Annotated in this window: 13 protein-coding genes; 9 read left to right on the top strand and 4 right to left on the bottom strand. The window is 49.2% G+C overall.

Annotation, left to right across the window (positions count from 1 at the left end; translation table 11 throughout):
- Window positions 1–75: 75 nt before the first annotated feature.
- The 3 genes from DIJ65_RS07215 to DIJ65_RS07225 all read left to right on the top strand — a co-directional run bounded on the left by DIJ65_RS07215 (window position 76) and on the right by DIJ65_RS07225 (window position 2,288).
- Complete coding sequence (locus DIJ65_RS07215; protein WP_230321303.1) at window positions 76–927, top strand: YsnF/AvaK domain-containing protein; 852 nt, start codon at window positions 76–78, stop codon at window positions 925–927.
- 333 nt (window positions 928–1,260) lie between these two features.
- Window positions 1,261–1,866 (top strand): TetR/AcrR family transcriptional regulator, encoded by a 606-nt coding sequence (locus DIJ65_RS07220; RefSeq protein WP_117300563.1) that lies wholly within the window; start codon window positions 1,261–1,263, stop codon window positions 1,864–1,866.
- A gap of 224 nt (window positions 1,867–2,090) precedes the next feature.
- Window positions 2,091–2,288, top strand: coding sequence for a hypothetical protein (locus DIJ65_RS07225; protein WP_117300561.1), 198 nt, complete (start codon window positions 2,091–2,093; stop codon window positions 2,286–2,288).
- 170 nt (window positions 2,289–2,458) lie between these two features.
- Here DIJ65_RS07225 and nadA read toward each other — a convergent pair whose 3' ends face one another.
- Genes nadA through nadB form a run of 3 tightly spaced genes read right to left on the bottom strand, consistent with a single transcriptional unit; the run spans window position 2,459 to window position 5,969 of the window.
- A complete protein-coding gene (gene nadA, locus DIJ65_RS07230; protein WP_117300559.1) occupies window positions 2,459–3,562 on the bottom strand; it encodes a quinolinate synthase NadA in 1,104 nt (367 codons plus the stop codon).
- Complete coding sequence (nadC, locus tag DIJ65_RS07235) at window positions 3,559–4,413, bottom strand: carboxylating nicotinate-nucleotide diphosphorylase (RefSeq protein WP_117300557.1); 855 nt, start codon at window positions 4,411–4,413, stop codon at window positions 3,559–3,561. Before nadC ends, nadA begins: the two co-directional genes overlap by 4 nt.
- Window positions 4,413–5,969, bottom strand: coding sequence for an L-aspartate oxidase (gene nadB, locus DIJ65_RS07240; protein WP_117300555.1), 1,557 nt, complete (start codon window positions 5,967–5,969; stop codon window positions 4,413–4,415). Before nadB ends, nadC begins: the two co-directional genes overlap by 1 nt.
- Window positions 5,970–6,067: 98 nt before the next feature.
- On the opposite strand from nadB, the gene DIJ65_RS07245 reads away from it, so the two are divergent.
- The 6 genes from DIJ65_RS07245 to DIJ65_RS07270 all read left to right on the top strand — a co-directional run bounded on the left by DIJ65_RS07245 (window position 6,068) and on the right by DIJ65_RS07270 (window position 11,011).
- Window positions 6,068–7,201: an IscS subfamily cysteine desulfurase gene (locus DIJ65_RS07245; RefSeq protein ID WP_117300645.1), complete on the top strand. Its 1,134-nt coding sequence runs from the start codon at window positions 6,068–6,070 to the stop codon at window positions 7,199–7,201.
- A gap of 62 nt (window positions 7,202–7,263) precedes the next feature.
- Entirely contained in the window at window positions 7,264–8,403 is a 1,140-nt protein-coding gene (locus DIJ65_RS07250; protein WP_117300553.1) for a glycerate kinase, read from the top strand.
- Window positions 8,404–8,722: 319 nt separating this feature from the next.
- Window positions 8,723–9,292: a C40 family peptidase gene (locus DIJ65_RS07255; RefSeq protein WP_117300551.1), complete on the top strand. Its 570-nt coding sequence runs from the start codon at window positions 8,723–8,725 to the stop codon at window positions 9,290–9,292.
- Window positions 9,289–10,410 (top strand): MGDG synthase family glycosyltransferase, encoded by a 1,122-nt coding sequence (locus DIJ65_RS07260; RefSeq protein WP_117300549.1) that lies wholly within the window; start codon window positions 9,289–9,291, stop codon window positions 10,408–10,410. The genes DIJ65_RS07255 and DIJ65_RS07260 overlap by 4 nt, the downstream gene beginning before the upstream one ends.
- A 5-nt stretch (window positions 10,411–10,415) precedes the next feature.
- Entirely contained in the window at window positions 10,416–10,598 is a 183-nt protein-coding gene (locus DIJ65_RS07265) for a hypothetical protein (protein WP_117300547.1), read from the top strand.
- Window positions 10,598–11,011 carry a DedA family protein gene (locus DIJ65_RS07270; protein ID WP_117300545.1) on the top strand — a complete coding sequence of 138 codons (414 nt, stop codon included), beginning with the start codon at window positions 10,598–10,600 and terminating at the stop codon, window positions 11,009–11,011. The genes DIJ65_RS07265 and DIJ65_RS07270 overlap by 1 nt, the downstream gene beginning before the upstream one ends.
- A gap of 355 nt (window positions 11,012–11,366) precedes the next feature.
- Here the strand turns inward: DIJ65_RS07270 and DIJ65_RS07275 are convergent, their stop codons facing one another.
- Entirely contained in the window at window positions 11,367–12,131 is a 765-nt protein-coding gene (locus DIJ65_RS07275) for an arylamine N-acetyltransferase family protein (RefSeq protein ID WP_117300543.1), read from the bottom strand.
- Window positions 12,132–12,244 lie beyond the last annotated feature (113 nt).

Raw genomic sequence — 12,244 nt, forward strand, 5'->3', positions numbered from 1 at the left:
TTAATATAGCACCTATCGGGTAGACAATTTATAGTTTCGTCGATAAAAAAATCACAATTTATTGGAGGTTTTAGAATGATGAAAAATAATAATAATAACAATGACAAATTGGTAGGTACTTTTGAATTGCAGGCACAGGTTTTCAAGAAAATAGAAGAACTGAAGGAACAGGGCTACCGGGAAGAGGATATGTACGTTGTCGCTAAAGATGGCGCCAATATTGATACTCTTCAGGACAAGACCAGAACGAACATCACATCCGGAGACAAAGACAGCAACTGGAAAGATAAGTTCACGAATCTTTTCTCAAGCGATGATACAGAAAGAAGTTCGTACCGTAACGTAAGTGACGACCCGTCATATGATTCGGATTACGGCAGGCATGTTGAAAACGGCCGCATCCTGTTGTATGTGGACCGGGACTTTTCAGGCACGTCCGGCTCATATGCCACCGGAAGCACGACAGGCGCAGGTGGGGACTTGAGCCGCGGCAGCAGCACCGATGCCGGATCTGAAGAAAGCATGAAGCTTCATGAAGAGCGTTTGAACGTCGACAAAGAGCGTGTACAAACGGGTGAGGTTAATGTCGGCAAGCACGTAGTTGAAGAAGAACAATCAATCGACGTGCCAGTGGAACGCGAAGAAGTATATGTGGAACGACGTCCGGTAAATGATGCGACCGATTCCGGCTTAATAGACCGCGGAGGAATTGGAAAAGATGACTCGATCCATGTTGATGTTAATGAGGAGCGCGTAAATGTTTCCAAAGACGATGTAGTCAACGAAGAATTGGTAGTCGGTAAACGCAAAGTCAAAGACACGGAACATGTCAGCGAAACGGTTCGCCGGGAAGAAGCCGACATTGATGAAGAAACAAAGAAAGACAAAGGCCCGTTCAAAGATGATGATCGAAATCGTGGACTATAAGATCACACCAGACTGACCAGTGGAACAAACAACATGCCGTACCGGGAACCTCCGGTGCGGTTTTTATATGCAATGAAATGCTGACCGGCACAATTCCAAAGTTTGGACTTCAAGATCATATTCCCGTTAGGGATGGTGGGAGTTGAAAATGTCGAATCTTTTGTGGAAAGGGGTTGGGAGTAACCCACAGCAAAAGAGGGTTATCCACAAAGCAGCAAAGTTATTAACTATTTGATGATACAAGTGTATGGAATAAAAATAGGTGAGTGGTTTTATTCCATACAGTCGTATTAAATATATTGAATAATAAAAGTATTCTGATAAAATAGAAGTATGCCAAAACTAATTGATCACGAAACCAAAAAACTGGATATTGCACATGCCGCATGGAGAATCATTTTAAAAGAGGGGGTAGCAGCAGCCTCCGTCAGGAATATTGCAAAGGAGGCAGGAATCACGCTTGGTGCGCTGCGTTATTATTTCGCATCACAGGAAGAGCTGCTGGCTTTTACCGAAGACCTCATTCATGCCATTCTTGCGGAAAGAACTTCGGAACTCTTCATGGTAGACCTGCAACCACAGCAAAAAATACTGCAGTTGCTGAACGGATTATTGCCCGGTGCCGACAGGGGGGAAGCGGCGGCTGAAGCCAGGCTGATTTTCAAACTGCAGTCCAAATATACCGGAAAATCTTATGATGCAGGCCGTGACAGCATTTATCAGGCAGTAAAATCCATTCTGTCGAACCTTGTTATGCTGAACCTGTTGAAGAAAGATACCGATCTGGGCCTGGAAACGGACAGATTATATGCATTGATGGACGGCTTGGCGATGGATGCCATGCTGCGCGGAACGGAGAATAGGGCTGAGAAGACGAAGAACATCCTCTCAGCACATATAAATTCCATATGCAAAGAACCAAACGGGAATCAGCTGTGATTCCTGTTTTTCTTTGGCCGTATTTAACTTTAAAGTTAAATACCTATACAAATAGTATATAATTTTTTTGTATGATTTTATGATTACATAATATTAATATGAAGGTGTAAATAAACAGGTTTATGAAGCGGGAAAACAAGGTATAAATCATTAAGCTTTCAATTATCTTCAAGTTGAAATAAAATATAGAGAAGCAATTCACCTTAAAAGAGGAGTTGAGACCGATGAGTTTAGAAACGATCAAAGGTTCAAGCATGATTGTCAAAATGACCCGTACATTGATGAACGAAGGCTGGTTATTTACTCCAAATGAGTTTGATGTAATCATTAAAGCGGAAAACAAAACAACCGGCGAATCCATCGATTTCCCCTCGATTGGACACCTGAAGACCTGGTTGTATCAAAAAGCGTTAACGTATTGAACCAAAAGAAAAGCCCGGACATCGGAAAATCGATGTCCGGGCTTTTCTGTGTCTGGAATCCTGCGCACAGCGCTACTGCTTTTCTACCCTATTTAAGCTGAGCATAGAATCGGCATAAATATGACGCGTCGGCACTATGTTGCTGATTCTCGGCTGCTGCAGTTATTATCTCAACCGGTATGCATCATTTTTTTCAACGCCATAACCGCTTCGTCGGCAGTCTTTTGATCGACGGAAATCCGGTTGATGACCCGTCCTTCCACCAATTCTTCCAACACCCAGGTCAAGTGGGGAAGGTCGATTCGGTTCATGGTCAGGCAAGGGCACATATACGGGTTGAGCGATACGATATCGCGGTCCGGATAATCTTTGATCAGCCGGTTCACCAGGTTCATTTCCGTGCCGATTGCCCATTTTGAGCCTGGTTCCGACGCTTCGATCATGTCGATGATGTACTTTGTCGAGCCGGCATAATCAGCAATGCTGACCACTTCATAGGTGCATTCCGGATGGACAAGGATGTTGCGGTCCGGTTCTTTGTCGCGCAGAATTTCCACATGCTTCGGCAGGAAATTCATGTGCACCGAACAATGTCCTTTCCAGAGAATCACTTTTACGTCGTCCAATTCACATTGAAGTTCCAATTTTTGTTTGATGGGATCCCATATCGCCATCTGTTCCAATGGGATGCCGAGCTTTATTGCGGTGTTTCTGCCAAGGTGCTGGTCGGGCAGGAACAGCATGCGCTCTTTTTGACTCAAAGCCCATTCCACCATTTCCACCGCATTTGATGAAGTCACGGTGCCCCCGCCGTTGCGGCCCACAAATGCTTTGATGGCCGCTGTTGAATTGACGTACGTCAGCGGGATGATCGTATCGCCGAACAGTTCCTGCAGTTGGAGCCAGGCCCGTTCCGTCTGGTCGATATTGGCCATATCGGCCATCGAACAGCCGGCGCGCATATCCGGAAGGATGACCGCTTGCTCAGAAGACGTTAAAATGTCGGCTGTTTCAGCCATGAAATGTACGCCGCAGAAAAGAATGTAGTCAGCGGTCTGGCTGCCGGCGATCTGCGAGAGCTGCAGAGAGTCGCCGGTCACGTCCGCATAGCGGATCACTTCGTCTTTCTGGTAGTGGTGGCCCAGTATATAAAGGCGTTCGCCCAAAAGTTCACGCGCGCGTGTTGCCCGCGCATGCAATTCTTCGGTTGGTGCTGACAGGTAATGGGCCGGCATTGCATCCGCCAGTTGAAGTTCATCAAGCAATGAAGTCATCGTGTAATTTCCTCCTTTTGTGAAACGCTTAAGTTCATGGTCATATCCAGATTGCTGACGCTATGCGTCAAGGCACCGATGGAAATGACATCGACTCCGGTATCGCGGTAATCTTCGAGGCAGGCCAAATCGATCCCGCCGGAAGCTTCTGTCCGTATCGGAGCGGGAACCAGCTTGACCCAGCGCCGCATTGTATCCGGTGTCTGATTGTCGAACATGATGGCGTCCGGTGCGGCCGTTATCGCTTCTGCCAATTGCTGCTCCGTTTCCACTTCCACTTCGACCATCATCATATGGCCGTGCGCTGCACGGACTTTTTTTACTGCTTCTGTGATCGATCCGGCAGCTGCAATATGATTGTCTTTCAGCATGACCGCATCATACAGGCCGTTCCGGTGATTGGAACCGCCGCCTGCCCTTACGGCGTATTTTTCGAACATCCGGAGCCCGGGGGTGGTTTTCCGGGTATCGACAATGCGGGTATGCCGGGAGTTGAGTGTATCCACGCAATGGCGCGTCAAAGTGGCAATGGCACTCATGCGCTGGACCAGGTTGAGGAAAACGCGCTCACCCGCCAGAATTTGGGCCACATCCCCGGTGATTCGTACCAGCGGCTCGCCAGGGGACACCTGATCGCCATCCTGTTTCAGTTTTTCAACGGCAATGGCGGGATCCAACAGGCGGTAGCCCCATTCGAAGATCTGCAATCCTGCAACAACCCCATCCGCTTTGGAGCGAACGATTGCCGTGCCGGTATCCCTTTCATTAAAAATGACCGAGGATGCGTCCCGTTCCCCGATATCTTCCAGTAAGAAATGTGTTAATGCTTTTTCTGCCAGTAATCTGTTCATCAGACTGTCTCCTTGCTGTGGATTTTGCGGTCAGTGAATGCGATTCCGTCCACCGACAGTTCAATGACTTTTCCCTGCCAATGAGCCGACAGGGAGGGGCGGTCCCGCCGAAAATGTGCGCCGCGGCTCTCATCGCGCAAATATGCCGCTGTTGCCAACAGCGTGCAGGCGGTCGACCTGTGGAAGCTGCTGATCTCTTTGTTGTTCAGGGTGAGTAAGTCGTCGACGCTCTGCAAAGGAAATTTGCGAATGAATTCTGCCAGCTCTTTTTTGTCTCGGACTATGCCGACGGACTTTGTCATATTCGTACCCAATAGATGGTGGGGCGGCAATAGAAAAGGAGGCGGTAGAGCAGCAACATTCCAGTCCTTTATATGGACATCGTCGGACCCGGCGATGAAAGTCTCTGAAAGTTTGCCGGCCAGCCTTTTTGCAAAAACAATCGATTCAAGCAGCGAATTGCTCGCCAGGCGATTGGCGCCGTGCACGCCGGTGGAGGCGACCTCGCCAATCGCATAAAGCCGCTGTACGTTGGTGCCGCCTTTGTCGTCGGTCTTCACGCCGCCCATATGGAAATGTGCGCCGGGCCGGACAGGCAGCAGCTCTGTTACCGGGTTGAGTTCCTGCGCCAGGCAATTTTTCAGGATGGCAGGAAATTTATCACCGAAATCACTTATATGTCTTGCGTCCAAAAACACAGGGCCCTGCAGTTGCCAATGCGATTCGATGGCGCGTGCGACGATATCCCGCGGAGCAAGTTCTTTCCACGGATGGATGCCTTCCATAATGGAGCGACCTTCTTTGTCGACCAGCAGGGCCCCTTCGCCACGGACCGCTTCTGAAATGAGGCCTTTGGATTTTCCGCCGATGGTCAGAATCGTGGGGTGGAATTGGACAAATTCCAGGTCTTCCAGAATGGCACCGGCGCGGTAGGCAAGCGAAAGGCCTTCACCTTCCGCGACAGGCGAGTTGGAAGTGTTGCTGTATAAACCACCGACACCGCCTGTCGCCAGTACGGTGTGGCGAGCTTTGAATACATGCCGTTGACCGTTCTTGTCAGCAGCAATGACACCAAGGCATTCCCCTTTTTTTACCAACAGTTCGAGTGCCTGGTGATGGGAAAATAACTGGATGCGATTTTCGGTTTTCTTCATTAAATACGCCATCAGTATTTTGCCGGTCTGGTCACCGCTTGAATGGAGGATGCGGCGGATGCTGTGTGCACCCTCCATACCGAGCAAGGGCTGTCCGGCATCGTCTTTGTCATAGGGCAGTCCGTCTGCCATCAGCTCGCGGATTGCCGATGCGCCTTCCCGGGTCAGGATTTCCACCCGCTCAGGGGCTGAATGACCGGCTGTGGCCTGCAGCGTGTCCTGCGCATGCGCTTCTGGTGAATCAAGAAAATCGAGGCTTGCGGCGATGCCTCCCTGCGCAAGGGTGGAGTTCGCGTTTGCCGGCGCACCTTTCGTCAAAACAGCAATCTTAAAATGAGGCGGCAGGGAATGGGCAAGCATCAGCCCGGCAACACCGCCGCCGATTATGCAAACATCAAACAAACTTTACACCTTCTTTACAAGTGTCTTGACACTATTAATGACATAAAGCTACAGTGATTACAAGGAAAAATGCATTTTGAAGGGATTTTGATAGAGTGATGAAAAGTTATTTGGACGCAGCGGCAACCGTGCCAATGAGAAAAGAAGCGCTCCAGGCGTATCTGGAAACGGCTGAAAGTGCTTTCGGCAATACCCAAAGCCTTCACGATGCGGGTACAGAAGCTTCGAATTACCTGGATGCCTGCCGTCGCATCTGGGGCCGGTTATTGAATGTGCGGGCGGACGGATTTTATTTCACGGGCAGTGCTTCGGAAGGCAATCAATTGGCAATCCGCTCTCTGTTGAAGGGCCGGCCCGACCATTGCAAAACCATACTCACGACGAAACTCGAACATGCATCTGTATTGGGTGTATTGCATGAACTCGAAAAGGAAGGGTATAAGATCCGCTATTTGCCTGTTGATGAAACGGGAATTTTGGAAATGGAAACATATGAGCAAGCAGTGAGTGAAGAAACAGCCCTGGTCGTCATGCAGCTCGTCAATTCGGAAATGGGCGCAATACAGGACGTTGCCGGCTGTGCCAAATTTGCCAAACGATACGGCGTGCCGCTCCATTCCGACATGGTACAGGGGCTCGGCAAACTTCCGGTCGACCTGGAAGAAAGTGGAGTCGCTTCCGCCGTTTTTTCAGCACATAAAGTGGGAGGACCCAAAAGCGTCGGCATCGTTTATCTGGATCCCGGCCTCCACTGGCAGCCGGTTATCGACGGGACGGTACATCAAAATGGCTTTCGGGCTGGCACCCTCGACGTTCCGGGCATCGTAGCTGCGACGATTGCCGCAAAGCATGCAGTAGCGGAACAGCCGGAAAATCTGCGCAATGCAGAAAAACTCCAAGCATTACTTTTCGGTATTTTACCGGCAAGCATCTTGTCGGCAGGCGATCGATCAACAAAGTCGCCATTTATACAGGGTCTCCTTTTGCCGCATGTCGAAGGGCAGTGGATGATGCTGGAATGCAACCGCCATCAGGTTGCCATTTCGACGGGGACCGCCTGTAAAATCGGTGCCGGGGAAGCGATGTCCGCGATGCTCGCAATGGGTGTGGAAAGTGATGCGGCAAGAAAGTTCATCCGGATATCGTTTTTCAGGGAGACGCGGGAAGCGGAAATCAGGAGGTTTGTGGATGTGGTGGAGACAACGCTTCTGGAGACAGGCAAGAAAATATAATTTGCCGAAGAAAGGGATGCCTGCTACGCTCCTATTAATCGAAAGCAAACGGGAGGCTCGTTATGAAAATCTTGATAGCACCGGATTCGTTCAAAGGATCTCTCACCAGTGTTGAGGCGTCCCGAGTTATAAACCAGGCGATTTTGGATATGGATCCAACGATTGAGACTGTACAAATTCCGATGGCCGATGGCGGGGAAGGTACCGTTGCAGCGGTTCTTTGGAACCAGGACGGTAAACAGGTTAGCTGCCGTGTGCACGATCCACTTGGCAGGGAAATCGAAGCCATGTACGGCTGGATGGAGCATGAAAAAACCGCCATCATTGAAATGGCGGCCGCATCCGGTCTGCCGTTGCTGGATCCGGCGGAATTGGACCCGCAAAAAGCATCCAGTTATGGCACGGGTGAGTTGATAAAAGACGCGCTGGACAAAGGGGCGGAAACGATTATTCTCGGCCTTGGCGGCAGTGCGACCGTAGATGCCGGGAGCGGATTGTTTCAGGCGCTTGGCGTCAGGTTTCTTGGGGCGGACCTTAACGAAATCTCCTGGATCGGTGGGCTGCTGGACAGGATTTCGGCAATGGACCTTTCCGGTCTGGATCGGAGGCTGACAGCAGTCAGATTCATAGTCGCCGGTGATGTCACCAATCCGCTTCTTGGTAAAGAAGGGGCCATCGCTGTGTTCGGTCCCCAAAAAGGGGTAGGAAAAGACAAACTTGCATTTTTCGAACAGGGCATGCGTCATTTTTCGGAACTGGCAGCGCAGGAAACCGGCAGGGCGATGGCTGATGCCCCGGGAAGCGGAGCTGCGGGAGGAGCGGGCTTTTTGCTCCGGACAATTTTGGAAGTTGACTTTCGAAGCGGGTTGGAATTGATGGTCGAACTGGCCGGACTGGAAGAGCAATTGGAGGCAACAGACCTTATTCTCACGGCAGAAGGCCGGATCGATGGCCAAACTTTTTTCGGGAAAGTGCCGGTGGGCATAGGTCGGATTGCGAAAAAACAGGGTGTCCCGGTAATCGCTTTTGCAGGTTCACTCGGCCCGGGCACAGAGAAACTCGAAGAGGCAGGCATTGGGGCCGTCATGCCCATTGCGGAAGGCCCCTTAAGCCTGTCGGATGCCATGAAAAACAGTGGGGATCTGCTGTACAATGCCACAACCCGCCTTATGAAAATCCTGGAGATCGGGAGAGGCATCTAATTTAAACTTTGATCGGATTTTTCCCGCTCCCACGTGAGCGGGTTTTTTCTGCATTCATAAATTCTTAACAAACTTTCTGGTTCTTTTTATCGGAATTAGGACTATAATAGGGAGTAAATCTAACAGAAAATTACATAAATATGAAACTTTGAACTGTTTCAATCGTTTATACATGTAGACATAAATGTCCTGATATTTTCTGAACCTGGGGTCTCAATTGGATCTGAACTGGCGAAGGATGCGGGTTTTTAAAGAGAAAGATAAACTTTGCTGTATGGAATATCGAATGTTTCGGACTGTGTGCCAGGGAGATGAAATGATGGAAATTTACATCGTGTTCACCGATACAAAAACAAATTTGTCAAAAATGATAAAGAATTATACAAGATATCCATTCACCCACGTCTCGCTTTCCTTTTCAAAGGATTTAAGCCAAATGTACAGCTTTGGCCGGAAGGAAGCAGGGAATGCGTTTATCGGGGGATTTGTGAAAGAAGATGTCAGGGACCATCTTTTTCAGCGGGCTGATTGTGCTGTCTGCAAAATGGAACTGGATGAAGAAAGTTACCGCCAAATCTGGGCTTATGTGCAAAAAATGGAGCGGGAACAGCATCTGTTCAAATACAATTTCACCGGCTTGTTCGCTGTGGCACTGAATTATAACTTCAACCGCAAAGGTGCTTACTTCTGCTCGCAATTCGTTGCCGAAGCCCTGGCTGCCGGTGAAATCCGAATAGCGGATAAACCGCCGGCTCTTATGACGCCGCGGGACCTGTTCGCATCTGAGAATCTGGCCATGATTCATCGGGGCGATATGCAGAACTATCCTTTTCTCAGCCCTGTCATTGACTACGGGCAATCTGCGGTAGCGCTGGAGGTGGTGCAATGAAGAAAATACTTTTTTTCCCTTTGCTGAAAAGCATGCCATCAGGGCATCATCAGGTGGCTGATGCCATTTGTGACAGCATCGATTTGAATTCCGGAGAAATCGAATACAAAAAAGTGGATATCCTCAGCGAATGGAACAGTGGGGTCGAAAATGGGATTGTGAAAGCATATCTGCAATGGATTCGGCATTATCCGGAAACCTATGCCTGGACATACCGGAAATTCGCATATCGCAGCAAGAGCGAACGCCCTCATAAAGCCTATGAATTACTGTTTATGAAAACAGTGAAAGAGATCCTCGCGCGGGAAAAGCCGGATCTGATTGTCTCGACACACGGTTTTCCGTCCCTGTTCATCAACCGCTTAAAAGAGGCAGGCCATTGTGATGTCCCGGCACTTAATATTTACACCGATTTTTTCATAAATGATGTATGGGGGTGCAGCCATATTGAGTATCATTTTGTACCAAGCCAGGCGATGAAAAATGAACTTTCCTCCAAGTACAGCATTGACAAAAGCAACATATTCATCACCGGGATTCCCGTCAGCAGAGAATTTGAGTCCGGGAGCGGGGGCAACGAGAAAAACGCCGCGCCACCTTACCGGATTTTGATGACGGGAGGCAGCTTCGGACTGGGCAATATTTCAGAGCTGCTTGATAGCGGGCAAGAAAACCTGAATTGCCGGGTCAGGGTATTGTGTGGAGCCAACAAAGAATTGTACGATGATATCCAACAGCTGGCAGGGGATTTTGCCGAAGCCTTTCCCTATATTTCTTCCAAGGAAGAAATGAATGAGCTGTACGAATGGACAGATGCAATCATCAGCAAACCCGGCGGGGTCACGGTCTCGGAAGCGTTGCGCAAAAAAACTCCCATTTTCATTTCCAGTGCATTGCCCGGACAGGAACAGGTGAACCTGCAGGTGCTGAACGGAATGGGTTTGGTATTCGTTGTCCCGGACGGGGCCGATGCACTGGAATTTACCTGCCGGACACTGGACGATAAAGAACAGCTGCAGCGTTACAATAATGAAGTGAGCCGGTATACGGAATCATTCCAATTGAAGAATTCGGACGAACAGTACCGGGCAATCGAAATGATGCTGGAGCGGGGCTGAGCGCGATGGATATCCAATTGATCATCGAACAGACATTAGGCTTTCTCGAAGACTTGGGAGTGGCCGGTTTACTGGCGGCAATTTTCCTCGAAGGCTCTTCTATTCCTTTCCTCGGCATAATCGTCGTCCTGGCGTACGGCGGGATTCTCGATATGTCGCTTGGCGGCATGGGGGGATTGCAGCCGTGATGGCGCTGGTTTATAGTGCAGCGAGCCTGATTTCATACTTCATCGGCAATAAAATGGAGCATCTTCTCTGGAAAAAAATCCGCAGAGGGTTGGACAAAGCGAGAGGCCTCTTTAATCGATACGGCATCTGGAGCATCGCTTTATCGCGGCCGTTCGGAATCGGGAATTACATTTCCTATCTGGCAGGCATCAGCGAGGTCGGGTTGCTGAAATACCTGCTGCTTACCTTTGTCGGCATTTTCCCGTGGTGCTTTGCGATGTTGTATTTCGGTGATTATCTGAATGGCAATTATGACCGTTTTGCGCAGCTTTTTGATGCTTACAAAATGGAGTTTTACGGAACGGGCCTGCTGCTGGCGGTCCTGTTTACTGCCTATTCGATATGGAAACGCCGCAGAAAAGGGAATACATGAAAAAGCCTCTTCATCATTGAAGAGGCTTTTCTCAGCTTGTTGAGAAAGAAACATTAAAATCGATATTCCGCAAAACAGCTTCGCTTGCCTGGGGGCTTGCGCTGAGCTAACTCGGTCTCGTTTCACTTCGTCCGAGTGGATCTTGCACTTCGTCGGCATTCGCCTGCTCCCCTGGGCGTCTTCGCTGTTTTGCTCCATATCTCAGATCACTTTCTATAAAGGAATACACTTTATGTATGTTGCAAGCTAGAAAGTGGATACTTCCATTCTGCACAAAACAGAATGAAGCGTCCGCCTAGAGCGAAATGATTGGAGAAGTTGTCGGTTTCTCGACAGCCTGGAAAAAGCCTCTTCATCATTGAAGAGGCTTTTCTGTCGGCAGGACGATTCCGAATTCGCTTTCCAGCACGGCTGTTTTTTCTGATTCCGTCAATTGCTGTTTTTCCTTCTTCCCATCTACAGTTCGGGTAAGGGTGGTCCCGGTAAGGGTCATGCGTCCCTCCGGGGTGGCTCTGGTCACGATGTCGTCATGCGTAAAAGGTGATTTCTCCGACACCTGATTGAAAACGCAGCCCTCATGAAAATCCTGGAGCTGTTTTTCTTCCAGTGAAAAGAGGTACAGTATTTTTTCTTCCCCCTCATGCTCTCGTGTCAATTTATATAAACCATGTTCAGTTTCTTCTATCTTATAGGTGCCGCTGTTATCTGTTTGGCGTTCGCCTCCAAGCGGTATCGGACTGATGGTTGAATCGCCGAATCCCACATCCACCAGGTAAGGAGTGTCAAGGTGTACGATGATGGCAGCATGAGTGTCCGATTTTGCATAGCTGCCATCCGGTTTCACTACGGTGGCAGAAATCAGTTTGGCGTCGAAACCAAGCTCTTTCAAAAGGTGACAGAACAAACCATTCAGTTCGTAGCAGAATCCTCCCCGCTGTTGGCGGACCACTTTCTCATAAATGCTTTCCAGATTGAGGTAAATAGGCACTTTGCGGATTACATCCAGGTTTTCGAAAGGCACATGCTGCATATGAAGGGATTGCAGCCTTGCCAAATCCTGCAAGTAGAGCTCGTTGACGGGATATGCATCAAATCGTTTCAAGTATTTTATCGGATCCATACAGTTCCTTCCTTTCAGGCCATGAGCCAACGGTCTGGTTTATTTATTCCCGTTCATCTGCGCCCGGAAACTTTTCAGAGCTGTTTCAGCAATCCTGATTCGCTTCTTGTTCA

The organism is Planococcus salinarum, from assembly GCF_007004625.1.
Lineage (GTDB): Bacteria > Bacillota > Bacilli > Bacillales_A > Planococcaceae > Planococcus > Planococcus salinarum.

Coding starts and splice junctions, on each gene's coding strand:
- DIJ65_RS07215 (WP_230321303.1), top strand. CDS start 76: ATGATGAAAAATAATAATAATAACAATGACAAATTGGTAGGTACTTTT.
- DIJ65_RS07220 (WP_117300563.1), top strand. CDS start 1,261: ATGCCAAAACTAATTGATCACGAAACCAAAAAACTGGATATTGCACAT.
- DIJ65_RS07225 (WP_117300561.1), top strand. CDS start 2,091: ATGAGTTTAGAAACGATCAAAGGTTCAAGCATGATTGTCAAAATGACC.
- nadA (WP_117300559.1), bottom strand. CDS start 3,562: ATGACTTCATTGCTTGATGAACTTCAACTGGCGGATGCAATGCCGGCC.
- nadC (WP_117300557.1), bottom strand. CDS start 4,413: ATGAACAGATTACTGGCAGAAAAAGCATTAACACATTTCTTACTGGAA.
- DIJ65_RS07245 (WP_117300645.1), top strand. CDS start 6,068: ATGAAAAGTTATTTGGACGCAGCGGCAACCGTGCCAATGAGAAAAGAA.
- DIJ65_RS07250 (WP_117300553.1), top strand. CDS start 7,264: ATGAAAATCTTGATAGCACCGGATTCGTTCAAAGGATCTCTCACCAGT.
- DIJ65_RS07255 (WP_117300551.1), top strand. CDS start 8,723: ATGGAAATTTACATCGTGTTCACCGATACAAAAACAAATTTGTCAAAA.
- DIJ65_RS07260 (WP_117300549.1), top strand. CDS start 9,289: ATGAAGAAAATACTTTTTTTCCCTTTGCTGAAAAGCATGCCATCAGGG.
- DIJ65_RS07265 (WP_117300547.1), top strand. CDS start 10,416: ATGGATATCCAATTGATCATCGAACAGACATTAGGCTTTCTCGAAGAC.
- DIJ65_RS07270 (WP_117300545.1), top strand. CDS start 10,598: ATGGCGCTGGTTTATAGTGCAGCGAGCCTGATTTCATACTTCATCGGC.
- DIJ65_RS07275 (WP_117300543.1), bottom strand. CDS start 12,131: ATGGATCCGATAAAATACTTGAAACGATTTGATGCATATCCCGTCAAC.